The organism is Plantactinospora siamensis, from assembly GCF_042434095.1.
GTDB lineage: Bacteria > Actinomycetota > Actinomycetes > Mycobacteriales > Micromonosporaceae > KBS50.
The window spans coordinates 493,261-519,268 of the sequence record NZ_JBHLUE010000004.1 but is presented as its reverse complement, the minus strand read 5'-3'; the positions used below and the strand labels follow the sequence as shown (position 1 = coordinate 519,268).

The following is a 26,008-nucleotide window of genomic DNA, read 5'->3' as shown; positions in this document are numbered from 1 at the left end:
AGGGGCCCCTGCTCTACCGAAAACGATAAGAAGGGGCCCTTCCTTTCACCTCAGTCCGGGACGCGGCGGTAGGCGCCGTCGCTGGCCGAGGTGGCCATCGAGGCGTACGCCCGAAGCGCCGCCGAGACCGGCCGGTCCCGGTCGGCCGGGGTGTACGGCCGGTCGCGCTTCTCCTCGGCCACCCGGCGGGCGGCGAGCACCTCGTCCGGCACGTTGAGCGTGAGGGACCGGGCGGGGATGTCGATGATCACCTCGTCCCCCTCGGCCACCAGCGCGATGAGGCCGCCGGAGGCCGCCTCGGGGGAGACGTGCCCGATGGACAGCCCCGACGTGCCGCCGGAGAACCGGCCGTCGGTCAGCAGCGCGCAGGACCGGCCGAGGCCGCGTCCCTTGAGGAACGAGGTGGGGTAGAGCATCTCCTGCATCCCGGGGCCGCCCTTCGGGCCCTCGTACCGGATCACCAGGACGTCGCCGGCCACCACCCGGCGGCCGAGGATGGCCTCGACGGCCTCCTCCTGGGACTCGAACACCCGGGCCGGGCCGCGGAACGTCAGGCACTCCTCGGGCACGCCGGCGGTCTTCACCACGCAGCCGTCCGGAGCCAGGTTGCCGGCCAGGATGGCCAGCCCGCCGTCGGCGCTGTACGCGTGGTCGCGGTCCCGGATGCAGCCCTCCGCCGGATCGGTGTCCAAGGTGTCCCACCGGTTGGTGGTGGAGAACGGCTGGGTGGTGCGTACCCCGCCGGGCGCGGCCGAGAAGAGGTCGGCGGCGGTGGGTGTGGCCCGACCACCGCGGACGTCCCAGTCGGCGAGCCAGGCGTCCAGCGAGTCGGCGTGCACCGCGCGGACGTCCCGGCGCAGCAGACCGGCCCGGTCCAGCTCGCCGAGGATGGCCGGGATGCCGCCGGCCCGGTGCACGTCCTCCATGTGGTAGCGCTGCGAGTTGGGCGCCACCTTGGCCAGGCAGGGCACCCGGCGGGAGATGGCGTCGATGTCGTCGACGCCGAAGTCGAGCTCCGCCTCACGCGCGGCGGCGAGCAGGTGCAGCACCGTGTTGGTGGAGCCGCCCATGGCGACGTCCAGCGCCACCGCGTTCTCGAACGCCACCCGCGAGGCGATCGCCCGGGGCAGCACGGTCGCGTCGTCCCCGTCGTACCACCGGCGGGCCAGGTCCACGACGGTCCGGCCGGCCTCGACGAACAGCGACCGCCGGGCGGCGTGGGTGGCCAGCGTGGATCCGTTGCCCGGCAGCGCCAGGCCGATCGCCTCGGTGAGGCAGTTCATCGAGTTGGCGGTGAACATGCCGGAGCAGGAGCCGCAGGTCGGGCAGGCGGACCGTTCGATCTCGCCGAGCTGCCCCTCGGTGACGGCGTCGTCGGAGGAGGCGATCATCGCGTCGATCAGGTCGAGCTTGCGGCCGGAGCCCGCCGAGACCACCCCGTCCACCACCGTCAGCGCATCCACCTTGCCGGCCTCCATCGGCCCGCCGGAGACGAACACGGTGGGGATGTTCAGCCGCAGCGCGGCGAGCAGCATGCCGGGGGTGATCTTGTCGCAGTTGGAGATGCAGACCAGCGCGTCCGCGCAGTGCGCGTTGACCATGTATTCCACGGCGTCGGCGATCAACTCGCGGCTGGGCAGCGAATAGAGCATGCCGCCGTGTCCCATGGCGATGCCGTCGTCCACGGCGATGGTGTTGAACTCCCGCCCCACGCCGCCGGCCCCGGCCACCGCGTCGGCCACCAGCCCGCCGAGGTCCTTGAGGTGGACATGCCCCGGTACGAACTGGGTGTAGCTGTTGGCGATGGCCACGATGGGCTTGCCGAAGTCGTCCTCGGTCATCCCGGTGGCGCGCCACAGCGCGCGGGCACCGGCCATCGTCCGTCCGTGGGTGGAGGTCCTCGACCGCAGGTCAGGCATGGCACCAGTCTGGCACCGCGGGCGGCGCCGCGGGACCACCCGGTCCCGGGCCGCCCACCACGCGGGACGGGCTCGGCCCGGGGGCGGCGGCCCGGCCCGGCCGGGCGGCGTAGGGAATTGTTGGAAACGACCCGCGGACAACCTGCGTGCCCGGTTTCCGCGGCTGGCATCGATCCGGCAGAGTTGAGGTGTGCACCCCCTGCCGGTCGTGGTGACCATCGCCGTCGGAGGCGGTTCCGTCGCCACGACCGCCACCGTGCTGCTCGTGCGCTCCGCCGGGCGCCCGTCCGCCGTGGCCCGCGCCGGCCCGGCGCCGGCCACCCACCCGGGGACCTCCGCCGCGCACCGGAGCCTGGCCCTGGGCGCGGCCGCCACCACCCTCAGCACTGTCGCCGGGCTGGCCACCCTGGCCGGGCTGGGCGCGGACTGGTCGGACCACCGGCACCAGCGGATGCTGCTGGCCTCCGCGGTGGCCCTCGGCTTCGCCGCCGGCGGGGCCGGGCTGTGGGCGGGGCTGCTCCGGCTGCCCGGCGTGATCCGCGGACCGGCGGCCGCCACCCGGCTTGCGCTGGACGGGGTGATCGTGGCGGCCGCGCTGTGGTTCGTCGGCTGGGTCCTGCTCAGCCGGCCGACCCGGCTGCTCGGCTCGGCCACCCCGATGGGCTGCCCGGCGATCCTGGTGGCGACGGTGACCGCGGCCGGCGGCGCCGGGCTGGCCGCCATCGTGATCCTGCGCGCCAGCCGGCCGCGGACCCGGTCCGTGCTGGCCGGCGCCGGGGTCACCGGCACGGCCCTGGCCGGGCTGCTGCTGGCCGCCGGCATCTGCCAGTCCGGGCCGGCGGTCACGGTGGCCGGGGCGGCGCTGGCGCCCACCGCCCTGCTGCTGCTCGCGCTGGCCGCCCGGACCGCTGAGGCCGTCGACGAGGCCGGACCGGACGTGATGTTGCGCGGTACCGGGTACGCCATCCTGCCGATGACCGGGATCGCCCTGGCCGCCTGCTATCAGCAGGTCGTCGGCGGCGAATTCGGCCCACTGCCGCTGGCGGCCGGGATCATCGAGGGATTCGCCCTGGTCTTCCGGCACTCGCTGGCGCTGCGGCAAGTGCGCGGGTACGCCAACCGGCTGGTCGAGCGCGAGGCGCACTTCCGGGAGCTGGCGCACACCGACCCGCTCACCGGGCTGGCCAACCGGCGCGGCCTGCTGCGAGCGCTGCACGAGGCGCCACCCGGGGCCCCGGCCGTGCTGCTCGGGCTGGACCTCGACGGCTTCAAGGTCGTGAACGACATGCGCGGGCATGACGTCGGCGACGCGGTGCTGGTCGAGGTGGCGCAGCGGCTCCGGCGGAACCTCCGGCCCGCCGACGTGGCGGCCCGGCTGGGCGGGGACGAGTTCGCGGTGCTGCTCCGCGGCGACCTGCCGGAGGCGCAACGGGTGGCCGAGCGGCTGCTCGCGGTGCTCGGCGAGGCGTACCAGGCGGCGAAGGGGCCGGTCCACCTGTCGGTCAGCATCGGACTGGCGCTCCGGCCCGCCGCCGGCGGGGTGGAGGCGCTGCTGCGGCATGCCGACCTTGCGCTGCGGTACGCCAAGCAGCGCGGCAAGAACCGGATCGAGCGGTACGACGCCAGCCACTCCGACCGGCTGCGCCGGCGCGCCACGCTGGAGCACGAGTTGCGCGGCGCCATTGGCCGGGACGAGCTGTGGCTGGCGTTCCAGCCGGTCGTGGCGGTGCCGTCGGTCCGGCCGGTGGGCGCCGAGGCGCTGCTGCGCTGGGAAAGTCCGCGGCTCGGCGTGGTGGGCCCGGACGAGTTCATCCCGCTGGCCGAGGAGTGCGGGATGATCGCCGAGCTGGGCGCCTGGGTCCTGCACCGGGCCTGCCACCAGCTCTCCCGGTGGCTGGCCGACGGGCACGACGTCTGGGTGTCGGTCAACGTGTCGCCGCGCGAGCTGCACTCCGCCGAGTACGTCCGGCAGGTCGCCGAGGCGCTGCGCAAACACGGGGTGCCGGCCCAACGGCTGGTCCTGGAGGTGACCGAGCACGCCGTGGCCACCGACCTCGACGAGCTCATCCGCCGGCTCGCCGCGCTGCGCCGCACCGGGGTACGGATCGCGCTGGACGACTTCGGCGCCGGCTACTCGTCGCTCGGCCAGCTCCGGCGGCTGCCGATCGACATCCTGAAGATCGACCACAGCCTGGTCACCGATCCCGACCCGGAGCCGGACGGCGGGGTCCGCAGCGTGGCGGCCGTCGGCATGGTCGACCTGGTGATGCGGCTGGGTCACCGGCTCGGGCTGGAGGTCATCGCCGAGGGGGTCACCACCCCGGGCGAGCTGGCGGCCGTGGTGGGCGCCGGTTGCCGGTTCGGGCAGGGCCTGCTGTTCGGTTGGGGCGTGCCGGCCGAGCACCTGGAGGCCCGGTTGGAGGCCGCGGCCGGCCCGCCGGGCGCGGGCCCGCCGGTGCCGATGCCGCCGGTGCCGCCGCAGCGTTCCGGGGGGCCGGCCCGGGTCGTCGGTCCGACACCCGCGGTCCAAGATGTGAGATCTGTTGACTCAGCGCGTGAGATGCGTCAGGCTTGACCCCATGTCGTCGACCCGGTCGATCCGAGTACTTACCTGAGCGCACTCTTGCAGGCGAGAGTGCGCTGGCCCCCGTGCATGAGCACGTGGGCTTTTTTGTTGCCCGGCCCCGACCCGCACCCGAAGGTTGACCCGCCATGACGCGACCAACTCCCGAGACTCTCGCCCAACGGGCCCATGCCACCACCGCCCATCCGGTGCCGGCCGTGGCCTCCCCCGCCACCGTGGCGGCGGCCGCCGCGGTACGCACCACCACGCCGGCCCAGGTGTCCGGCGCCGGCTCGCTCGTCCGGTCGCTGGAGGCGCTCGACGTGGACGTCGTGTTCGGCATCCCCGGCGGGGCGATCCTGCCGGCGTACGACCCGCTCTACGACTCCGAGGTGCGGCACATCCTGGTCCGGCACGAGCAGGGCGCCGGGCACGCGGCCACCGGGTACGCCCAGGCCACCGGCAAGGTGGGGGTCTGCATCGCCACCTCCGGTCCGGGCGCCACCAACCTGGTCACCCCGATCGCCGACGCGTACATGGACTCGGTGCCCATGGTGGCCATCACCGGCCAGGTGGCCCGGCCGTCGATCGGCTCTGACGCCTTCCAGGAGGCCGACATCCAGGGCATCACCCTGCCGATCACCAAGCACAACTTCCTGGTGCAGACCGCCGAGGAGATCCCGCAGACCCTGGCCGAGGCGTTCCACCTGGCCTCCACCGGCCGGCCGGGACCGGTGCTGGTGGACATCCCCAAGGACGTCCTGCAGGCCCAGACCACCTTCCGCTGGCCGCCGACGCTCGACCTGCCCGGCTACCGGCCGACCCTGCACCCGCACGGCAAGCAGATCCGGGAGGCGGCGCGGCTGATGCACGCGGCCCGCCGGCCCGTGCTGTACGTCGGCGGCGGGGTGCTCAAGGGCCGGGCCACCGAGGGCCTGCGCCGGCTGGCCGAGCTGACCGGGATCCCGGTGGTGACCACGCTGATGGCCCGCGGAGCGTTCCCGGACTCGCACCGGCAGCACCTGGGCATGCCGGGCATGCACGGCACGGTGGCCGCCGTGTACGCCCTGCAGAAGGCCGACCTGATCGTGGCGCTCGGCGCCCGTTTCGACGACCGGGTGACCGGCCGGCTGGACACTTTCGCCCCGGGCGCCGCCGTGGTGCACGCGGACATCGACCCGGCCGAGATCGGCAAGAACCGGCACGCCGACGTGCCCATCGTGGGCGACGTGCGGCACGTGATCGACGAGCTGGTCACGGCGCTGGGCCAGGACCGCTCCGGCACGGCCGACCGTGCCGACTGGTGGGGGCAGCTGGACGAGCTGCGCCGCCGGTACCCGCTCGGCTACGACGAGCCGGCCGACGGCACGCTGGCCCCGCAGCACGTGATCAAGCGGCTCGGCGAGATCGTCGGCCCGGACGCGGTGTACGTGGCCGGCGTCGGCCAGCACCAGATGTGGGCCAGCCAGTTCATCTCGTACGAGAAGCCCCGGACCTGGCTGAACTCCGGCGGCCTCGGCACCATGGGCTACGCCGTGCCGGCCGCCATGGGCGCGAAGGTGGGCCGGCCGGACGCCGTCGTGTGGGCGGTGGACGGCGACGGTTGCTTCCAGATGACCAACCAGGAGCTGGCCACCTGCGCCCTGGAGGGCATCCCGATCAAGGTCGCCGTGATCAACAACGGCAACCTCGGCATGGTCCGGCAGTGGCAGACGCTGTTCTACGGCGAGCGATACTCCAACACCGAGCTGGGCACGCACAAGCACCGCATCCCCGACTTCGTGAAGCTGGCCGAGGCGCTCGGCTGCACGGGGCTGCGCTGCGAGAACGCGGCCGACGTCGACAAGACGATCGAGGCGGCCATGGCGATCAACGACGCGCCCGTGGTGGTCGACTTCGTGGTCGGCAAGGACGCCATGGTCTGGCCGATGGTGGCGGCCGGCACCAGCAACGACGAGATCATGTTCGCCCGGGACGTGCGCCCGAACTTCGACGAGGACGAGGGCTGACCACATGACCATCCACACGCTCTCCGTCCTCGTGGAGAACAAGCCGGGCGTGCTCGCCCGGGTCGCCGGGCTGTTCTCCCGGCGCGGTTTCAACATCGACTCGTTGGCCGTGGGGGAGACCGAGAACCCGCAGGTCTCCCGGATCACGATCGTGGTCAATGCCGAGACCTCGCCACTGGAGCAGGTCACCAAGCAGCTCAACAAGCTGGTCAATGTAATCAAGATCGTGGAGCTGGACCCGACCGTCTCGGTGGCCCGGGAACTCCTGCTGGTGAAGGTGCGGGTCGACCGGTCCGCCCGGTCGCAGGTGCTGGAGACGGTGGATTTGTTCCGGGCCCGGGTGGTGGACGTCTCCCCGGAGACGCTCACCATCGAGGCCACCGGCACCCCCGACAAGCTGGAGGCGCTGCTCCGCGACCTCGAACCGTTCGGCATCAAGGAGATGGTCCAGTCCGGACTGGTGGCGATCGGCCGGGGCGCCCGGTCCATCACCGCCGGCCCCGCGCTGCGGGCCGCATGACCGGCGAGCCGCCCGGCCGCCGCAGGAAAGGTAGAAGTCATGAGCGTTGAGGTGTACTACGACGACGACGCCGATCTGGCCGTCATCCAGGGTCGCCGGGTCGCGGTCATCGGGTACGGCAGCCAGGGGCACGCGCACGCCCTGTCGCTGCGGGACTCGGGCGTCGACGTGGTGGTCGGCCTGCCCGAGGGCTCGCGGAGCCGGGCCAAGGCGGAGGAGCAGGGGCTCGAGGTGCGTACGCCGGCCGAGGCGGCCGCCGCGGCCGACGTGATCATGGTCCTGGCGCCGGACACCGCGCAGCGCACGCTCTACGCCGAGCACATCGCGCCGCACCTGTCCGCCGGCAAGGCGCTGTTCTTCGGGCACGGCTTCAACATCCGGTACGGCTTCATCACGCCGCCGGCCGAGGTGGACGTGGCCATGGTGGCCCCGAAGGGCCCCGGCCACCTGGTCCGCCGCCAGTACGTGGACGGCAAGGGCGTGCCCTGCCTGGTGGCGGTCGAGCAGGACGCCAGCGGCAACGCGCTGGCGCTGGCGCTGGCGTACGCCAAGGCCATCGGCGGCACCCGGGCCGGCGTGATCCGGACCAGCTTCGCCGAGGAGACCGAGACCGACCTCTTCGGCGAGCAGGCGGTGCTCTGCGGCGGCGCGTCCGCGCTGGTGCAGACCGGGTTCGAGGTGCTCACCGAGGCCGGGTACGCCCCGGAGATCGCGTACTTCGAGTGCCTGCATGAGTTGAAGCTGATCGTGGACCTGATGTACGAGGGCGGCATCGCCCGGATGCGGTACAGCGTCTCGGACACGGCCGAGTACGGCGACTACTCGCGCGGGCCGCGCGTGGTCGACGCCCGGGTCAAGCAGGAGATGCAGCGGATCCTCGCCGAAATCCGCTCCGGCGACTTCGCCCGGGAGTGGATCGCCGAGGACGACGCGGGCCGGCCGAACTTCACCAAATGGCGGGCCGAGGGCGCGGCGCACCCGATCGAGGAGACCGGGCGCAAGCTGCGCGGGATGATGAGCTGGGTGGACCGGCCGATCACCGAGACCGCCTGATCGCGTCGCGCCCGGCGCTTCTCCCCGAGCGCCGGGCGCGACCGGTCGCCCCGTCACCGCGACCGTTCACTCGGTCACCGCGGTCGGATCCCGGCGCCGCCGGCCGGGTCGACCGGCCGCCTCGCCACCCCGCGCCGCCCGCGGCCGATCCGGTCGCGGGTGTGGCGTGATGTCGGGTTTGTGAGGGCGCTCACGCTGGATGCCGGGCCCGCTCGGGCCACCGGCGGCCTACGATTTCGGGTAGACGCGCCGGCCGGCCTGCTCGGAGCCGTGCGGGTCGCGGCCGCCGCGGGCACGCTCCGCGACAACGGGGGCGGCACCAATCGCACCGTCTACAGGTGAGCGCAGGGCGCAGAGCGGCGTCCTTCGGCGCAGCCGACCCATCCGGACGACACATACGAGGACCGATGACTCCTGTCGTACTGATCGCCGAAGAACTCGCCCCCGCCGCCATCGACGTGCTCGCGCACGATTTCGACGTGCGGCATGTGGACGGCACCGACCGCCCGGCGCTGCTGGCGGCGCTCGCCTCCGCCGACGCGGTCATCGTGCGGAGCGCCACCCAGATCGACGCCGAGGCGGTGGCCGCGGCCAGCCGGCTCAAGGTGGTGGCGCGGGCCGGGGTCGGGCTCGACAACGTCGACGTCCCGGCCGCCACGGCCCGCGGGGTGATGGTGGTCAACGCGCCCACCTCCAACATCGTGTCCGCGGCCGAGCAGGCCGTCGCGCTGCTGCTCGCGGTGGCCCGGCACACGGCCAGCGCCAGCGCCGCGCTGAAGACCGGGGAGTGGAAGCGGTCCAGGTACACCGGCGTCGAGGTGCAGGGCAAGACCGTCGGCGTGGTGGGGCTCGGTCGGATCGGCGTGCTGTTCGCGCAGCGGATGGCGGCCTTCGGCACCCGACTCATCGCGTACGACCCGTACATCCAGCCGGCTCGCGCCGCGCAGCTCGGCGTCCGGCTGGTCGGGCTGGAGGAGTTGCTGCGGGACAGCGACTTCATCTCGATCCACCTGCCCAAGACCCCGGAGACGGTCGGCCTGATCGGCGAGAAGGAGCTGGCCCTCGTCAAGCCGGGCGTCCGGATCATCAACGCCGCCCGCGGCGGCCTGGTGGACGAGCAGGCCCTGGCCCAGGCCATCGCCGAGGGCCGGGTCGGCGGCGCCGGCATCGACGTGTACGCGAAGGAGCCCTGCACGGCCTCGCCGCTGTTCGAGTTCGACAACGTGGTGGCCACGCCGCACCTGGGCGCGTCCACGGCCGAGGCGCAGGACAAGGCCGGCCTCGCGGTGGCCCGCAGCGTGAAGCTGGCGCTGCAGGGCGAGTTCGTGCCGGACGCCGTGAACGTGCAGGCCGGTGGCGTGGTGGCCGAGGACGTCCGGCCGCTGCTGCCGCTGGCCGAGAAGCTCGGCAAGGTGTTCACGGCGGTGGCCGGGCAGGTGGCCGCGAGCGTCACCGTCGAGGTGCGCGGCGAGATCGTGACGAACGACGTCACGGTGCTCCGGCTGGCCGCTACCAAGGGCCTGTTCACCTCGGTCGTCGAGGAGCAGGTCACCTACGTCAACGCCCCGCACCTGGCCGCGGACCGCGGCGTCGAGGTGGCGCTCTCCGCCCTGGCCGAGACCGCCGACCAGCCCAACCTCGTGACAGTGCGTGGCGCCCTGCCGGACGGCCGCACGGTGACCGTGTCGGGCACCGTGGTCGGCGGACCCGGCCGGGACGTCGGCAAGCTCACCGAGGTGGACGGCTTCGACCTCGAGCTGAGCGCCGAGGGGATCCTGCTCTTCTTCCGGTACGCGGACCGCCCCGGCGTGGTCGGGATCGTGGGCTCCATCCTCGGCGAGGCCGGGGTGAACATCGCCGCCATGCAGGTGGCCCGGCGCGAGGCCGGCGGTGAGGCGCTGATGACGCTCACGGTCGACTCGGCGGTCGGCGTCGAGCTGCTCGACTCGGCGGCCGCCTCGATCGGCGCCGCCGCGGCGAGCGCCGTCGACCTGCGCGACGAGTAGCCGCCCGCTCATTCACGGCTCGGTCCACTCTTCGGGACGATCAGGCCGGGTGCGTCGCTGCGGCGATGCACCCGGCTTCGTCGTCGCGGTGCTGTCGACGTCGCTGGTCACGGCGGGTCCGCCGGCCGGCCGCGCGCCGTCGGAGGGGCATGCCGGCGGCCTTCGGGCCTACCGCTCGTCTCCCTTTGCTCTGCTGCCCCCCGCGCACCGGCCGGCGTCCGGTAATCGGACGACAGGTGGGGCGTGGGAGGCAGCAGAGCAAAGGGACGTGGCGGTGTCCCTGGCGCCCCGGGCGCCGGATCGCCGGCCGCCCGCCACGCCCCGCCCGACCAGGACTTGTGGACGTTTCGACCGGACAGTGTGGGCCGGGCGAGGACTCGCGGATGGCGTCCGGAATCCGGGAAGCCAGCGCCGCCCGGGAATCAGATCGCCGGCGGGACCGGCTGGGCGGGTGCCGGGCCCACGTAGCGGGCGGCCGGGCGGATGATCTTGCTGTCCCGCGACTGCTCGAGGATGTTGGCGCACCAGCCGATCACCCGGCTGGACGCGAAGGTCGGGGTGAACATCTCCCGGGGCAGCCCGCAGAGCTCCATCACGACGCCGGCGTAGAACTCGACGTTCGTGTGCAACTCCCGGCCGGGCTTGAGCTCGGCGAGCAGTTCCAGCACCCGGCGCTCCACCGCCACGGCGAAGTCGACCAGGTCGCCGCCGAGTGATTCGGCGATCTCCCTCAGCATGCGCGAGCGCGGGTCCTCGGTCCGGTAGACGGGATGGCCGAAGCCCATGATGCGCTCGCCGCGCAGCACCCGGTCGCGGATCCAGCCGTCGATCCGGTCCGGCGTCCCGATGGCGTCCAGCGTGTCCAGCGCCCGGCTCGGCGCGCCGCCGTGCAGCGGCCCGGACAGCGCGCCCAGTGCTCCGCACAGGCAGGCCGTCAGGTCGGCGCCGGTCGACGCGATGACCCGGGCCGTGAAGGTGGACGCGTTGAAGCCGTGGTCGATGGTGGAGATCAGATAGCTCTCGATGGCCCGGGCGTGCGCCGGGTCGGGCTCGCGGCCGGTGAGCATGTAGAGGTAGTTCGCCGCGTACCCCAGGTCGTCGCGGGGTTCGACCGGCTCCTCACCGGCGCGCAGCCGGTGCAGCGCGGTGAGCAGGGTCGGGGTGATGGCGCAGGCGTAGAGCGCGTCGGCCCGCCGGGTGGCCGGGTCGATGTCCAGCAGCGGCCGCACCCCGCGGACGGCCCCGGCCAGCGACAGCGCCGTGCGCAGCCCCTCCAACGGGCCGCCGCCGGCCCGGGCGATCGGCCCGAGCAACGGGCGGAGCGGGTCGGGGACCCGGCGCAGCGGGGTGATCTCGGCCGCGAACGCCGCGCCGGCGGCCGCGTCCGGCAGCTCGCCATCGATCATCAGGGCCCAGACGTCCTCCAGGCTCCGGGAGGTCGCCAGCTCGATGGCCGAGTACTGCCGGTAGTGGTAAAAGCCCTCGCGGCCGCGTACGTGGCCGAGCGTGGTCTCGGTGACGACCACGCCGCTGAGCCCGCGCGGCACCTCGACGACCCGATCGTTCCGGCCGTTGGTGGGCCCGGTGGCCAGCTGCGTCATGAATGTCCTCCTTGACTCCGGCCGCTCGAACCGGCGACGCCGACGGCCCTGATGGACGCGACTGTCGCTCGCGTTACTGCCGCTTGTCAACGTTGACCAGTCAATGTGACGATGACCGGATGCAGCCCCAGGACGACCCGGACCGACTCACGACCGCGCAGGTCGCGCGCCGTCTCGGGGTCAAGCCCGAGACCGTGTACGCCTACGTGAGCCGTGGCGTACTGCACAGCGCCCGGGACGGCAGCGGGCGGGGGAGCTGGTTCGATCGGGCCGAGGTGGACCGGCTCGCCGGCCGGGCCACCCGGGGCCGCCGGCCCGGGGCGTCCGGGCTGGTGATCCGGACCGCGCTCACGCTGATCGACGACGGTCGGCTGGCCTACCGGGGCCTGGACGCGACCGAGCTGGCCCGCGAGCAGAGCTTCGAGACGGTGGCGCACTGGCTGTGGCTGGCGGAGCTGGACCCGGGACGGCGGTTCGCGGCGCCCGCGGATGCCGTACGGCTGGCCCGGACGGCCCTGGCCGCGCTGCCGTCCGGGGTGCGCAGCACCGACCGGCTCCGGGTGATCGCCGGGGTGGCGGCCTCGGCCGACCCGCTGCGCTTCAACACCGAACCGGAGTCCGTGGCGGCCACCGGCGCCGGCCTGCTGGCCACCATGGTCGACGCGTTGCCGCCCCGACAGGCGCCGCCCGATCCGGCGGACCGGCGGCTGGCCGCGCGGCTCTGGCCGCGGCTCACCGCCCGGCCCGCCACTCCGGCGGCGATCGACGCCCTCAACGCCGCCCTCGTGCTGCTGGCCGACCACGATCTGGCGGCGTCCACCGTGGCGGCCCGGGTGGCGGCCTCCACCCGGGCGCACCCGTACGCCGTGGTGGCCGCCGGGTTGAGCGCCTTCGAGGGTCCGTTGCACGGCGCGGCCGCGAGTCGGGCGTACCGCCTGCTGGCCGGCGCCATCGCCACCGGCGACCCGATGGCGGTCTATTCGGAGTCGCTGCGCACCGGCGGCCTCGTGGAGGACTTCGTGCACCGGCCGCACCCGCTCTACCCCGCCGGCGACGTACGCGCCGCCGCACTGCTCGAGCTGCTCGCGCCCGTGGGGTGCGAGCCGGAGGTGCGGGCCGCCATCGACGGCCTGCTCGCGGCGGTCCGGCAGCGGTCGCCGCGGCATCCCACCGTGGAGTTCGCGCTGGCCGCCCTCGCGCATGTGGGCGACATGATCCCGGACGCCGGCGAGGCCATCTTCGCGATCGCCCGGACCGCCGGTTGGATCGCGCATGCCATGGAGGAATATCGGGAGCCGGGGCTGCGGTTCCGCTTCCGCGGCAGCTACGACGGGCCGCGCCCTACTCTTGCGTGCAGTTGAGTCGATTCGATAGCGTATCGACAAGGTTTACCCGGTGAGCTTCCCGACGCAGGGCTCGTCTTCGGGTGGCGTAGCGCCGCGTCGCACCGGGTGATCCGGCACCACCCCCGACGAGCGTGCACCAGAAGCGCATCCGTCGATGATCGGCCCTCACGATCGTTGCCGAGGCCGTGAGGGCCGATCAACGGGGAAGTCCGCCGCCGCGCCGACCGAGTGTCGTTGCGCCGCCGCGACCGGGTGTCACCCCGCCATGAAGATGCGCGTCATTCCGCCGCGAACAGCGCGCGGTAGCCGTCCGCGGTCGGGAACCAGTCGTAGCCCGCCGGACCGGCCGCGAACAGCGCGGTGGCGTAACCGTCCGCAACGGACAGTTCCGGGCCGACGACCGTGGCGGCCGCCAGGTGGTTGACGGCCACGCCGGTGTGCGGGTCGAACACGTGGTTCCGCCGGCCGCCGACGCCGGACGTGCCAACCGCGCCCGCCGTCATCTCCAGCATCAGCGGTGCGCGCCGACGATCGCGGGCGGGATCGTGCACCGCGATCCGCCACGGGCCGCCGTGCGGCGCGTGGCCGCGTACCAGTAGATCGGCGCCGCTCTGCACGGCGTAGTCGGACACTCCCGCGGCGCGCAACCGGGCCGCGGTCCGGTCGACGGCCCACCCGATGAGCAGGCCGCCCGGGTCGAAGCCGCCGGGCACGGCCCAGGCGTCGAACCAGCCGTCGGTGGCGGCCCGCATGGCGGCGCATCGGGCGACGATGTCGGCGAGCGGCGGATACGCCTCGGCCGAGATCTCGCCCCGGCGCAGCCGGGCGACCAGGCTGTCCGCCCGGAGCGGGCTGTAGGTGACGTCGATGGCCCGCAGCTCGGCCACCGCGTCGGCAAGCGCCTCACTCAGCCCGCGCCGGCCCAGCGCAGCGGGCGCGTTGAGCACGAGCCGGAACTCCGCCGTCGAGGTCTGCACGGTGTGCCGGGCCACGATGCGGTCGGCCGGCGTGCCGGCCACCGGCCGGAGCGGGGCGCCGAGGTTGGCCCCCAGCCGCAGGTCGGGTGGTTCCGTCCGGTCCAGCGTCGAGGTGGTCGATCCACCCCGGCCGCCGCGATCTCCGATCATCGTCTCGCCCCCCTAAGCGCTACCGGGATCACGCTAGGTGCTCAACATGTCCGTCCGATGGATCGGCGCTGTGAAAACTCTGTACGCTCCGTCACCTTCCCGCCATTTGGTACGTGCATACTGAGAAGCGGGACGGGAGCCTACCGTGCCGAGGACGGTACCGAGGACGGGAGCAGGACGTGGCGGTGGCGCGGATCGCGGTGGTGGCCGGCGATGGCATCGGGCCCGAGGTGGTCGGTGAGGCCCGCAAGGTGATCGACGCGGCCCTGCCCGGCGTCGAGGCCACCGAGTACGACCTGGGCGCGGCGCGCTACCACCGCACCGGCGAGGTGCTCCCGGACAGCGTGCTGGCCGAGCTGGCCGGGCACGACGCCATCCTGCTGGGCGCGGTGGGCGATCCCGCGGTGCCGCCCGGGGTGCTGGAGCGCGGGCTGCTGCTGCGGCTGCGGTTCGCCTTCGACCAGTACGTCAACCTGCGCCCGTCGCGGCTCTGGCCCGGCGTCCCGGGGCCGCTCGCGGACGTGAAGGCCGGCGACATCGACCTGATCGTGGTCCGCGAGGGCACCGAGGGCCTGTACGCGGGCGCCGGCGGGGTGCTGCACCGGGGAACGCCCGCGGAGATCGCCACCGAGGAGAGCCTCAACACCCGGCACGGCGTCGAGCGGGTGATCCGGGACGCGTTCGCCCGGGCCGGGCGGCGGAGCCGGCGCCGGGTCACGCTCGTGCACAAGAGCAACGTGCTCACCCACGCCGGGTCGCTGTGGAGCCGGACCTTCGCCGAGGTCGCGGCCGAGCACCCGGACGTGGAGACCGAATACCAGCACCTCGACGCCGCCGCCATGTACCTGGTCACCCAGCCCCAGCGGTACGACGTGGTGGTCACCGACAACCTGTTCGGCGACATCCTCACCGACCTGGCCGCGGCGGTCACCGGCGGCATCGGCCTCGCGGCGAGCGGCTGCATCAACCCGGAGCGGCGACACCCGTCGATGTTCGAACCGGTGCACGGCTCGGCCCCGGACATCGCCGGCCGGGGGGTCGCCGACCCGGTGGCCGCGGTGCTGTCGGCGGGACTGCTGCTGGAACACCTCGGGCATCCCGAGGCGGCCGAGCGGGTGTCCCGGGCGGTGGCGGCCGAGCTGGCCGGGCGCGTCCCCGGGGCCGAGCTGCGGACCGCGGCGGTCGGTGATCGGCTCGCCGCGGCCGTATCCTGATCCCTCCCGGTCGACCGACCGGTGGTTCCCCCTGAACGAGCGTTCGGGGTAGGTTTCAGGGAATCGGTCCCCTGCCCGGCTCCGCCGGTGCCAGATCCAGCATGGAGGTCACGCGATGAGCGGTGGTGACAAGCTCGACTTCGAGATTCGTCCGAATCCGGCGCCGGTAGCCGCTGCCGAGCGCGCCGCCCTGCTGGTCGATCCCGGCTTCGGCCGGGTCTTCACCGACCACATGGTGACCATCCGGTACGCCGAGGAGAAGGGCTGGTACGACGCCCGGGTCGAGGCCCGCGCGCCCATCCCGATGGACCCGGCGGCCGCCGTGCTGCACTACGCGCAGGAGATCTTCGAGGGGCTCAAGGCATACCACGCCGTCGGCGGCGGGGTGACGATGTTCCGGCCGGAGGCCAACGCGGCCCGGTTCGTCTCGTCCGCCGCCCGGATGGCCATGCCGGCCCTGCCCGAGCAGGTGTTCCTCGACTCCCTGCGGCACCTGATCGAGATCGACCGGGACTGGATTCCCACGGCCGAGGGCGGCAGCCTCTATCTGCGGCCGTTCATGTTCGCCAGCGAGGTCTTCCTCGGCGTCCGCCCGGCCAAGGAATACCTGTACGTGGTGATCGCGTCGCCGGTCGGGGCATACTTCGCCCGCGGCGTGCAGCCGCTCACGGTCTGGGTCTCGCCCACCTACACCCGGGCCGCGCCGGGCGGCACGGGCGCCGCCAAGTGCGGGGGCAACTACGCCAGCTCGCTGATCGCGAAGGCCGAGGCGGCCGCGCACGGCTGCGACGACGTGGTGTTCCTGGACGCGGTCGAGCGCCGGACGGTCGACGAGATGAGCGGGATGAACGTCTTCTTCGTGCTCGACGACGGCAGCCTGGTCACCCCGCCGCTGACCGGGACGATCCTGCCCGGCATCACCCGGGAGTCGGTGCGGGCGCTCGCCGAGCGGGCCGGCCGGACGGTGACCGAGCGGGCGATGAGCGTGGACGAGTGGCGGGACGGCGCGGCCAGCGGCCGGGTCCGGGAGGCCTTCGCCTGCGGCACGGCCGCGGTGATCACGCCGATCGGTCTGGTCCGTACGCCGGACGGCGAGTTCACGGTCGGCGACGGCGGCTCGGGCCCGGTGACCATGGAACTGCGCCAGCAGCTCATCGACATCCAGCGGGGCGCCGCCGAGGACCCGTTCGGCTGGGTGCGCCGCATCCTCTGACGCGCCCCCACTCGCCGATCTTGCGCTTTGGGCCCCCTTATTGCGCCATTCGCACCTTTTGTCGGGGCCAAAAGTGCAAGATCGCGGGGACGGCGCGCGGCGCCACGGGAGGTCAGGTCAGCAGGTGGGCGCGCAGCGCGGCGAGTTGGTCGGCGGAGACGCCGGCGCTCCTGGCGTACGCCTCGATGTCGCCGTGCCGGTCGCGCAGCCCGGACAGGAAGCCCGTCATGGCCGCCGCCGGCGACGCGAAGTATGACAGGGGCGGCGTCTCCGTCTCGGGCAGCTGCGCCCGTACCCAGGCGGTGTACCGCTCCGAGCCGGTCGTGCTGCGCGCGTAGTCGGCGGCGATGTCGGTGTCGGCCACGCCGAGCAACGCGAGGGTGAGCGCGCAGATCATCCCGGTGCGGTCCTTGCCGGCCACGCAGTGCACCACCACGGGCGCGTTGCCGGCGTCGGCCAGCACGCCGAGCGCGGTGGCGATGCTGGCCGCGCCGGTCTCGGCCATGTCGAGGTACCGCGTGGCGAGGTAGTCGGACAGCTCGGTCCGCCCGTCGTACGGGATCTCCTCCCAGGCCCGGTGCTTCAGCTCGATGTGCCGGTAGACCAGCCCGTCGTACGCCGGCACCCGGCCGTCCCGGTCCACCTCCGCCGACCGGCGCAGGTCGACCACCGTGCGGATGCCGAGCCCGAGGAAGGTCTCCCGGTCGGCCTCGATCCGGTGCAGCGAGTCGGAGCGGTACAGCCGGCCGCGGCGCACCGGCCGTCCGGCCAGGCCGCGGTGCCCGCCAACGTCGCGGAAGTTGAAGCATTCGGTGAACGTCAGCTCGGCGTACCCGGGATCGGTGGTCACCCGGCCACGGTAACCGCCGCCGGCCCGCCGGCCCATCCCTCGCCGGCACCCCCCGCCGGCCCATCCCCCGCCGGCCCATCCCTCGCCGGCCCATCGCCCGCCGGCCCATCGCCCGCCGGCCGCCGGCCCGGCCCGGTCGGCCCGCCGCCGGGACCGGCAGACGCGGCGCGGCCGGCCGGGGAGTCCGGCCGGCCGCGTGTCGTGATCGGGGCTCAGAGCCGTCCGGTGTCCTCGTTGCCCAGCGGGGCGGCCACGTTCGGCGGCACGGTCCCGGCCGGGGACGCGCCGGCGCCCGGCATCAGCGCGCCGCCGGGCGGCATGGCGGTGCCGGACGCGGTGTACGTGTCGCCGTAGTACCCGCCCAGCTCGTCCCGGTACGCCGGGTCGGTGTGGGTGGTCTCGTCGTACTCGGGCGCGGCCTTGATCTGGTCCTTGCTCCGGTCGACGTAGACCTTCTGCTCGTCGTGGTCGACCCGGTCGACCAGGCCGGCGGGGAGCATGACCTTCTTGCCGAAGATCCACATGCCGGTGTCCACCACGAGGAAGCTCGTGTCGACGTCCTGGCTGGCGCTGTCCACCTTGCCGATGCCGCCGTCGGACGCCTCGACCTTGTAGCCGACCAGGTTCGCGCCGGTCACCGACGTCTCGTCGCGGTAGCGCCAGGCGTCGAAGGTGGTGGGGCTTCCGCTCAGCGAGGGGTCGGTGATGCTCTCGGCCCCGCGCTGCGGGGTGTCCGCACCCTGCGCGTCGTACCTGTCCATGGCGGCCTCCTTGAGACGGTGATTGCCGTATGGCAACGGATGTACCCGGTGCGCCGCTCCGGCACACCTGCCACCGGCCGAGACGCCCGCGAGCAGGGGAATCCCCGCCCGCGGGCGTCGTGGAACGGCTCAGAGCCGCCCGGTCGGCGAATCGGGCGAGGCGTCCCGGGTGCCCGGCGCGGTGTGCCGGTCGCCGTAGTACCCGCCCAGCTCGTCCCGGTAGGCGGGGTCGGCGTGGGTGTTCTCGTCGTACTCCGGAGCGCCCTTGATCTCGTCCTTGCTCCGGTCGACGTGGACCGTCCGCTCCTCGTGGTCCACCCGCTCGATCACGCCGGCCGGCAGCAGGACCTTCTTGCCGAAGATCCAGGGTCCGGTGTCGACCACGAGGAAGTTGTCATCAACGTCGTGGTTGGCCCGGTCGACCTTGCCGATGTGTCCGTCGGCGGCCTCCACCCGGTAGCCGACGAGGTCGGAGTCCGTCGGGCGGACATCGTCCCGGTAGCTCCAGGCGCGGAACGGCGCGGGGCCGCCGTGCAGCCCGGGCTCGGCCAGCGGCGGGGGAGTACGAGGTTCGGGGGTGTCCATCTGCTCTCCTTGGGGTCCGACCTGGCGACCACCGGGCGTCGGCGCCCGCCCGGGGGTCGAGGTATTGATGACCCGGGGGGACGTACCCGGGGCGCCGTCGGCGTACACCGGGGGGTCGGACGTCCCGTGATGTGGATTTTCCTTCCCGACAGGCGGCCAGGATGGCAGAGTCACCGCTCGTGACACCCGTCGTCTGGACGATTACCACCTAGCGCGCCCGGCACCTCGGCCGAGCGCGCAGACCTCCCGCGACCAGCGGGGGGTCTTTTTGTTTGCTCCGGAGGGATTCCCATGACATTCCAGGTCTTCGACACCACGCTGCGCGACGGGGCACAGCGCGAGGGGATCAGCTACTCGGTGGTCGACAAGCTGGCCGTGGCCCGGCTGCTCGACGACCTCGGCGTCGGGTTCATCGAGGGCGGCTGGCCGGGGGCGGTGCCCAAGGACACCGAGTTCTTCCGCCGGGCACAGGGCGAACTCGACCTGCGGCACGCTCTGCTGGTGGCGTTCGGGGCCACCCGCCGGGCCGGCCTGGCGGCGGCCGACGACCCGCAGGTGGCGGCCCTGCGCGACGCCGGTACCCCGGCCGTGTGCCTGGTGGCCAAGTCCGACCTGCGGCACGTCGAGCGGGCCCTGCGGACCACCGGGGCGGAGAACCTGGCCATGGTGGCCGACACCGTGGCCCACCTGGTGGCGGAGGGCCGGCGGGTGTTTCTGGACTGCGAGCACTTCTTCGACGGTTTCCGCTCCGACCCGGCGTACACGGCCGCCGTGGTGGAGGCCGCGCTCGGCGCCGGCGCCGAGCGCGTGGTGCTCTGCGACACCAACGGAGGCATGCTGCCGTCCTGGGTGGCCGCGGCCATCGGCGACCTGACCGGGCGGCTCGGCGTTCCGGCCGAGCGGCTGGGCATGCACGCCCAGAACGACACGGGCTGCGCGGTGGCCAACACCATCGCCGCGGTGGAGGCCGGCGTCCGGCACGTGCAGGGCACCGCAAACGGGTACGGCGAGCGCCCGGGCAACGCCGACCTGTTCACCGTGGTCGCCAACCTCGAACTCAAGCTCGGCCTGCGGGTGCTCCCGGAGGGAGGCCTCGCCCGGATGGTGCACGTGGCGCACGCCGTGGCCGAGATCGCCAACATCGCGCCGGACACCCACCAGCCGTACGTGGGCGCGGCCGCGTTCGCGCACAAGGCGGGCCTGCACGCCAGCGCCATCAAGGTGGACCCGTTGCTGTACAACCACGTCGACCCGCCCGTGGTGGGCAACGACATGCGGATCCTGGTGACCGAGATGGCCGGCCGGGCGAGCATCGAGCTCAAGTCCCGGCAGCTCGGCCTCGACCTGGCCGACCGGCCCGAGACGCTGGGCCGGGTCACCCGGCGGGTCAAGGAGCTGGAGGCCGGCGGCTGGTCGTTCGAGGCGGCCGACGCGTCGTTCGAGCTGCTCGTCCGGGACGAGCTGGCCGACCAGGCCGTGCCGCGGCCGTTCACCCTGGAGTCGTACCGGGTGCTGGTCGAGCACCGCGAGGACGCCGCGGTGGTCTCCGAGGCCACCGTGAAGATCCGGGTACGGGGTGAGCGGGTGATCGCCACCGCGGAGGGGAACGGCCCGGTGAACGCCCTCGACGAGGCGCTGCGCACCGCCCTGGTGCGGCACTACCCCGGGCTGCGCGGCTTCGAGTTGGCCGACTACAAGGTGCGGATCCTGGAGGGCAGCCACGGCACCGACGCGGTGACCCGGGTGCTGGTCGAGACCGCCGGGGCGGACGGGCGGGACTGGACGACGGTCGGCGTGCATCCGAACGTGGTGGAGGCCAGCTGGCACGCGCTGGTGGACGCGCTGACGTACGGGCTTTCCCGGGTCGGTGCCGCGACGTGAACGACAATACAATTCCTATTCGTTTCTCGCATCGCGCCGGATAACCCGAAAGGGCTTTCTGGCAGCGCGCCGTTATTGACCGTAATCCGTTTTCGGTGCTACGTTCCGACCTGGTTGCGGCACGGCTTTTCGGCCTCGAATTGCCTGCTCCGGGCGGGTGCGCAACGTGTTTCTCCACGTCCGCCGATCCCCGTCGGCCGGCTCCGCAACGAGTCGGCCGACGGAATGGTGGTGCGCGCCAACGGGCCGGGAAATCGTGTGCGGCGGCTCAGGAAAGGGGATGGTGCCCGCTTAGTCGCGACCGCCTCGCCCGAGGCAATTCCCCTACTCGCTTGGGCAGAAAAGAGATCCTCATGGCCAGAATCTTCCGTCGTAAGGCGACCATGGTGGCGGTCGGCGCGCTCGCCGTCGCCCTGCTCGGCGGCGGTGTCGCCGCGGCGGCACCCAATGGCAACTCCGGACCCGCCCGCGTCGCCCAGCCCGGCGGCGGGGCCAAGCTCGGCGCAGGGGCCTTCGTCCAGCCGCCGGTCAGCAAGGCGGAGGCGGTCGCGGCCAAGGCGGCGCTCGCGCCGGCCGCGGCGGACGAGCTCCTCCCGCCGACCAGCGCCCGGACCGAGTGGGCCGTGGTCGAGTCCAACGGCAGCCTCGTCCGGGGCTTCCACGCCGTCTCGGCGCAGCGCTTCAGCACCGGCCTCTACGAGGTCATCTTCAACCACAACGTGCGCCGCGCGGCGTACGTGGCCACTACCGGCTTCACCGGGTCGGAGTTCATCCCGCCGCCCGGCACCGCGGTCACGGTGGGCCGGACGGGCATCCCGAACGGAGTGTTCATCGCGGTCTACGACCAGAACGGCGCCCTGGTCGACCGGGCCTTCCACCTCGCCGTACACAGCTGAGGCCTGCCGCACCTTCCCACTGATCCAGGGCACAGGGCCGTTGCGTGAGCAATGACCGTGTGCCCTGGATCGATTCCGGTCAGGGGGCCGCGGGCAGAGCCAGGTCGGCCAGCACGGCGCGGTGGTCGCTGCCGGCGAGCGGGCGCACCGCGACGGCCCGTACCGCGATCCGCCGGTCCACCAGCACGTGGTCGATGGTGACCGGTGGGATGGGATCCCCGTCGTAGGGTCCCCAGGTGCCCCGCCAGCCCGCACCGGCCCGGTCGGCCGCGTCGGCGTAACCGGTGGCGATGAGCGCCCGCAGCGGGGCATGGTCGAGGGTGGAGTTGAAGTCGCCGGCCAGGACCCGCAGCGCCCCGTCGGGCGTGGCGGCGGGCTCGGCCGCCAGGTCGGCCCGCCAGTCGTCGACCTGGGAGAGCGCGTACGGCGCGGCCGGATGCGCCGACTCGACGGTCACCGGCGGCCCGCCGGGCACCTCGATGGTCCCGTACGCCTGGCTGAAGCCGAAGCCGCCGCCGTTGCGCCGGACGCCACCGGCGGTCAGCGGGAAGCGCGCGTAGAGCCCGGAGCCGGTGCTGCCGACCTCGGGGTTGAGCTCTCGGTAGGGCAGCAGTTCGGCCAGGCCCGACCGGTCCAGCGCCGCCGCGACCGCGGGGGTGAACTCCTGCACGGTGAGCACGTCCACCCGGTTGTCGCGGACCAGCCCGACCAGCGCGGCCGGATCGGCCCCGCCGAGCCACAGGTTGGCGGTGAGCAGCCGGACGGTCCGGCCGGTGGTGGCGGCCGGCTGGGTGTCGGTCAGGCCGCGGGGCAGCACCAGGACCACCAGCGCCACCGCGGCGGCGCCGGCCAGCGCGGCGGCCCGCCAGCGCCGGAGCACGAGCAGCAGCGCCGCGCCGCTCAGGGCGCCGACCGTGGCGTACGGGGTGAAGGCCAGCAGCTGCACGAGCGGTCCGCGATCCACGTCCAGCAGGCGTACCAACGCCCATCCGGCGCAGCCGGCGGCGATCGCCCAGCAGAGTCCGCTGCGTGCCGCTGACCATCGGAACCGCCGGTTCGTCCCCGTGTCGACCACGCGTCGACGGTAGTGCCCGGCTCGGCGAACGTCGTCACCGCGATCGGCGCCGCACGCCACACTGGGGGGTGTCGCGCTCGCCTCCGGTTAACAGGGGGCCCTTCCTATACCGGAAGCGATAAGAGGGGGCCCTTCCTTCGCCGGGCGGCGGCAATGTGAGCGTTTCTCGGGTTTGATCTCTGGGCCCGGGGGAAGCTTGCACCGTGACGGACATGTCGGACAGCTTGGCCAGCCTGCCCAGCCCGCCGGGAAACGCGTCGATCGCCGCCGACCTGGAGCAGACGCTGTTCGAGGTCAAGCGGGTCATCGTCGGCCAGGACCGGCTCGTCGAACGGCTGCTCACGGCGCTGCTGGCCGACGGCCACTGCCTGCTCGAGGGCGTGCCCGGGGTGGCCAAGACGCTCGCGGCGCAGAGCCTCGCCACGGCCGTCGGCGGCACCTTCTCGCGGATCCAGTTCACCCCGGACCTGGTCCCCTCCGACATCGTCGGCACCCGGATCTACCGCGCCTCCGCGGAGAGCTTCGACGTGGAACTCGGCCCGGTGATGGCCAACCTGGTGCTCGCCGACGAGATCAACCGGGCGCCCGCCAAGGTGCAGTCGGCCCTGCTGGAGGCGATGGCCGAGCGGCAGGTGTCGATCGGCGGGCGCAGCTATCCGGTGCCGTCGCCGTTCCTGGTGCTGGCCACCCAGAACCCCATCGAGTCGGAGGGCGTCTACCAGCTGCCCGAGGCGCAGCGGGACCGGTTCCTCATGAAGGTCACCGTCGGCTACCCGACCGACGCCGACGAGCTGGCCATCCTCTACCGGATGAGCGCCGACCGGCCCCGGCCGCGCCGGGTGCTCGATCCGGAGCGCCTGCTGGCGCTGCAGGCCCGGGCGCGCCGGGTCTTCGTCCACCACGCCCTCGCCGAGTACGTGGTCCGCCTCGTGCTGGCCACCCGGGAGCCGGCCCGGTTCGGCCTGCCCGAGGTGGCGCCGCTGCTCGCGTACGGCGCCAGCCCGCGCGCCACCCTCGGCCTGGTGGCCGCGGCCCGGGCCCAGGCGCTGCTGCGCGGCCGGGACTACGTGCTGCCGGAGGACGTCCGGGACCTCGCCCCGGACGTGCTCGCGCACCGGCTCGTGCTCTCCTTCGACGCGGTGGCCGACGGGGTGAGCGCCGAGTCCGTGGTGCGCCGGCTGATCAACGCGGTGCCGCCGCCCCGGGTCGCGCCGGCCCGGCAGGAGAATCCGACCGGCCTGGCGGTGGCGTGAACGCGCCGGAGCGCGCGTCGACGCTGACGCTGCGGGATCTCGCGCCGGCCGACCGGCTGCGCCGGCTGGAGCTGACCGTGACCCGCCGGCTGGACGGGCTGCTGCACGGCCAGCACCTCGGCCTGCTGCCCGGGCCGGGCAGCGAGGTGGCCGGCAGCCGCGAGTACCGGCCCGGCGAGGACGAGGTACGCCGGATGGACTGGGCGGTCACCGCCCGCACGACGGTCCCGCACGTCCGGGAGACCGACGCCGACCGCGAGCTGACAACCTGGCTCCTGGTGGACGCCTCGCCGAGCATGGACTTCGGCACCACCGAGCTGGAGAAGCGGGACCTCGCGGCCGCCGCGGTGGCGGCCGTCGGCTTTCTCACGGCCGGCGTCGGGCACCGGCTCGGCGGGCACGTGCTCACCGCCGCCGGCGTACGGCGGTTCCCCGCCCGGGCGGGCCGGGACCACCTGCTCGGCCTGCTCCGTACGCTGCTCGACACCCCGCGGGCCGAGCCGGCGGGCGATGCGGCGGGCCCCGCCGGCCCCACCGGTCCGGCGGTGCCGGGCTTCGCCGGCGGTGCGGCGGGACCGGTGGGCCGCGCCGGCCCCACCGGGCCGGCGGCGCCGGGCTTCGCCGGCGGTGCAGCGGGACCGGTGGGCCTCGCCGGTCGGGCGGCGCCGGGTGTGGCCGGGGCCGTTCCGGCGGCCGGCCTGGCCGCCGCGGTCGACGTGCTGCACCGGGCCGCCACCCGGCGCGGCCTCGCCGTGGTCGTCTCCGACTTCCTCGACGGGCTGCCGGACTCGGCGGCCGGGACGCCGGACTGGGAACGGCCGCTGCGCCGGCTCGCGGCCCGGCACGAGGTGCTGGCCGTGGACGTCACCGATCCGCGCGAGCTGGAACTGCCGGACGTCGGCGTCGTCACCCTCACCGACCCGGAGACCGGCGCGCGGCGGGAGATCTGCACCGGGGACCGCCGGCTGCGGGAACGGTTCGCCGCGGCGGCCGCGGCCCAGCGCGAGCAGGTCGGCGCCGCGCTGCGCCGGGCCGGCGCCACCCGGCTGGAGCTGCGCACCGACCGGGACTGGATCGCCGACATCGTCCGGCACGTACACCGGCACCGCCGGCTGGCCGGGGCGCCGCGCCCGCCGGTCGGACCGGGAGGTGGCGCGTGAGGCTGGAATCCCCACAGCGGCTCTGGCTGCTGCTCGGCGTCGCCGCGCTGGTCTACGCGTACGTCGTCATGCAGCGCCGGCGGAGCCGGTACGCCGTCCGGTTCACCAACCTGCGCCTGTTGGACCGGGTGGCGCCGCACCGGCCGGCCTGGCGCCGGCACGTGCCGGCGAGCCTGTTCATGGCCATGTTCGCGTTGCTCGTGGTGGGCTTCGCCCGGCCGAGCGCCGACGTGCAGGTGCCCCGGGAACGGGCCACCGTGATGATCGCGGTGGACGTCTCCACCTCGATGCTGGCCGACGACGTCGATCCGGACCGGCTGACCGCCGCCAAGGACGCCGCGGTCAAGTTCGCCGGCAAGCTGCCCGAGGAGTTCAACGTGGGCCTGGTGGCCTTCGCCGGCAGCGCCGCCGTGGTCGTGCCGCCCGGCACCGACCGGGCGGCCCTGCGCGCCGGCATCCACCGGCTGGCCGAGGGCAGCACCGGGGTGCAGGGCACGGCCATCGGCGAGGCCATCGACGCCGCCCTCGGGGCCATCAAGCAGCTCGATCCGCAGGCGGCCAACAACCCGCCGCCGGCCCGGATCGTGCTGCTCTCCGACGGGGCCAACACCTCCGGAAAGGACCCGCAGGAGGCGGCCGCCGACGCCGTCCAGGCGCACGTTCCGGTGCACACGATCTCGTTCGGCACGCCGACCGGGTCGGTGGACCGGGGCGGCCGGCCCATCCGGGTGCCGGTGGACGGCGAGACGCTGCAGGCGGTCGCCGAGCAGACCGGCGGCGGCTATCACGAGGCCGGCTCGAGCGCCGAGCTGCGCGCCGTGTACGAGGACATCGGCCGGTCCGTCGGCTACCAGACCAAGCGTCAGGACATCTCGGCCCGATTCATCGGACTGGGCCTGCTGCTGGCGGCGGGCGGCGCCGTCGGATCGATGGCGTGGTTCTCCCGCCTGCCCTGAGGGGGGCGGACCCGAGGTGC

General features: G+C 73.8%; 19 protein-coding genes and 1 pseudogene. 13 read left to right on the top strand and 7 right to left on the bottom strand.

The window, feature by feature from the left end; translation table 11 throughout:
* Window positions 1–50 precede the first annotated feature (50 nt).
* On the bottom strand, window positions 51–1,919 hold the full coding sequence (gene ilvD, locus ACFFHU_RS07270) for a dihydroxy-acid dehydratase (RefSeq protein ID WP_377336906.1): 1,869 nt from the start codon (window positions 1,917–1,919) through the stop codon (window positions 51–53).
* Window positions 1,920–2,109: 190 nt separating this feature from the next.
* Between ilvD and ACFFHU_RS07265 the strand changes: the two genes are divergently transcribed.
* The 5 genes from ACFFHU_RS07265 (at window position 2,110) to serA (ending at window position 10,070) form a co-directional block, all read left to right on the top strand.
* Window positions 2,110–4,494: a putative bifunctional diguanylate cyclase/phosphodiesterase gene (locus ACFFHU_RS07265; protein ID WP_446686781.1), complete on the top strand. Its 2,385-nt coding sequence runs from the start codon at window positions 2,110–2,112 to the stop codon at window positions 4,492–4,494.
* A gap of 137 nt (window positions 4,495–4,631) precedes the next feature.
* Window positions 4,632–6,491: an acetolactate synthase large subunit gene (locus ACFFHU_RS07260; RefSeq protein ID WP_377336905.1), complete on the top strand. Its 1,860-nt coding sequence runs from the start codon at window positions 4,632–4,634 to the stop codon at window positions 6,489–6,491.
* Between the two features lie 4 nt (window positions 6,492–6,495).
* On the top strand, window positions 6,496–7,011 hold the full coding sequence (gene ilvN / locus ACFFHU_RS07255) for an acetolactate synthase small subunit (protein ID WP_377336904.1): 516 nt from the start codon (window positions 6,496–6,498) through the stop codon (window positions 7,009–7,011).
* 39 nt (window positions 7,012–7,050) lie between these two features.
* Window positions 7,051–8,064: a ketol-acid reductoisomerase gene (ilvC, locus tag ACFFHU_RS07250; RefSeq protein WP_377336903.1), complete on the top strand. Its 1,014-nt coding sequence runs from the start codon at window positions 7,051–7,053 to the stop codon at window positions 8,062–8,064.
* Between the two features lie 407 nt (window positions 8,065–8,471).
* Window positions 8,472–10,070 (top strand): phosphoglycerate dehydrogenase, encoded by a 1,599-nt coding sequence (serA, locus tag ACFFHU_RS07245; protein WP_377336902.1) that lies wholly within the window; start codon window positions 8,472–8,474, stop codon window positions 10,068–10,070.
* 422 nt (window positions 10,071–10,492) lie between these two features.
* On the opposite strand, the gene ACFFHU_RS07240 is transcribed toward serA, so the two are convergent.
* Entirely contained in the window at window positions 10,493–11,671 is a 1,179-nt protein-coding gene (locus ACFFHU_RS07240) for a citrate synthase/methylcitrate synthase (protein WP_377336901.1), read from the bottom strand.
* A gap of 119 nt (window positions 11,672–11,790) precedes the next feature.
* Between ACFFHU_RS07240 and ACFFHU_RS07235 the strand changes: the two genes are divergently transcribed.
* Window positions 11,791–13,032 carry a citrate synthase gene (locus ACFFHU_RS07235; RefSeq protein ID WP_377336900.1) on the top strand — a complete coding sequence of 414 codons (1,242 nt, stop codon included), beginning with the start codon at window positions 11,791–11,793 and terminating at the stop codon, window positions 13,030–13,032.
* Between the two features lie 263 nt (window positions 13,033–13,295).
* On the opposite strand, the gene ACFFHU_RS07230 is transcribed toward ACFFHU_RS07235, so the two are convergent.
* Complete coding sequence (locus ACFFHU_RS07230) at window positions 13,296–14,144, bottom strand: FAD:protein FMN transferase (protein ID WP_377336898.1); 849 nt, start codon at window positions 14,142–14,144, stop codon at window positions 13,296–13,298.
* 185 nt (window positions 14,145–14,329) lie between these two features.
* Here ACFFHU_RS07230 and ACFFHU_RS07225 point away from each other — a divergent pair, with 185 nt between their 5' ends.
* Entirely contained in the window at window positions 14,330–15,358 is a 1,029-nt protein-coding gene (locus ACFFHU_RS07225) for a 3-isopropylmalate dehydrogenase (protein WP_377337273.1), read from the top strand.
* Window positions 15,359–15,473: 115 nt separating this feature from the next.
* Complete coding sequence (locus ACFFHU_RS07220) at window positions 15,474–16,571, top strand: branched-chain amino acid aminotransferase (RefSeq protein ID WP_377336897.1); 1,098 nt, start codon at window positions 15,474–15,476, stop codon at window positions 16,569–16,571.
* A gap of 112 nt (window positions 16,572–16,683) precedes the next feature.
* On the opposite strand, the gene ACFFHU_RS07215 is transcribed toward ACFFHU_RS07220, so the two are convergent.
* From ACFFHU_RS07215 to ACFFHU_RS07205, 3 genes and pseudogenes are all read right to left on the bottom strand, one after another.
* A complete protein-coding gene (locus ACFFHU_RS07215; RefSeq protein ID WP_377336896.1) occupies window positions 16,684–17,457 on the bottom strand; it encodes a tyrosine-protein phosphatase in 774 nt (257 codons plus the stop codon).
* A gap of 266 nt (window positions 17,458–17,723) precedes the next feature.
* Window positions 17,724–18,182, bottom strand: a pseudogene (locus ACFFHU_RS07210) (PRC-barrel domain-containing protein); the annotation flags it as partial.
* A 129-nt stretch (window positions 18,183–18,311) separates the two neighbouring features.
* Window positions 18,312–18,767, bottom strand: a complete 456-nt coding sequence (locus ACFFHU_RS07205) for a PRC-barrel domain-containing protein (protein ID WP_377336895.1) — start codon at window positions 18,765–18,767, stop codon at window positions 18,312–18,314.
* A 291-nt stretch (window positions 18,768–19,058) separates the two neighbouring features.
* On the opposite strand from ACFFHU_RS07205, the gene cimA reads away from it, so the two are divergent.
* Window positions 19,059–20,648, top strand: a complete 1,590-nt coding sequence (cimA, locus tag ACFFHU_RS07200) for a citramalate synthase (protein WP_377336894.1) — start codon at window positions 19,059–19,061, stop codon at window positions 20,646–20,648.
* 353 nt (window positions 20,649–21,001) lie between these two features.
* Window positions 21,002–21,544 (top strand): hypothetical protein, encoded by a 543-nt coding sequence (locus tag ACFFHU_RS07195; protein ID WP_377336893.1) that lies wholly within the window; start codon window positions 21,002–21,004, stop codon window positions 21,542–21,544.
* A gap of 79 nt (window positions 21,545–21,623) precedes the next feature.
* Here the strand turns inward: ACFFHU_RS07195 and ACFFHU_RS07190 are convergent, their stop codons facing one another.
* Entirely contained in the window at window positions 21,624–22,619 is a 996-nt protein-coding gene (locus ACFFHU_RS07190; protein ID WP_377336892.1) for an endonuclease/exonuclease/phosphatase family protein, read from the bottom strand.
* Window positions 22,620–22,822: 203 nt separating this feature from the next.
* On the opposite strand from ACFFHU_RS07190, the gene ACFFHU_RS07185 reads away from it, so the two are divergent.
* From ACFFHU_RS07185 to ACFFHU_RS07175, 3 genes are read left to right on the top strand one after another with little or no spacing between them, the layout of a single operon-like run.
* Window positions 22,823–23,872 (top strand): AAA family ATPase, encoded by a 1,050-nt coding sequence (locus tag ACFFHU_RS07185; RefSeq protein WP_377336891.1) that lies wholly within the window; start codon window positions 22,823–22,825, stop codon window positions 23,870–23,872.
* A complete protein-coding gene (locus ACFFHU_RS07180; protein ID WP_377336890.1) occupies window positions 23,869–25,032 on the top strand; it encodes a DUF58 domain-containing protein in 1,164 nt (387 codons plus the stop codon). Before ACFFHU_RS07185 ends, ACFFHU_RS07180 begins: the two co-directional genes overlap by 4 nt.
* Window positions 25,029–25,988, top strand: coding sequence for a VWA domain-containing protein (locus tag ACFFHU_RS07175; protein WP_377336889.1), 960 nt, complete (start codon window positions 25,029–25,031; stop codon window positions 25,986–25,988). Before ACFFHU_RS07180 ends, ACFFHU_RS07175 begins: the two co-directional genes overlap by 4 nt.
* Window positions 25,989–26,008: the final 20 nt, after the last annotated feature.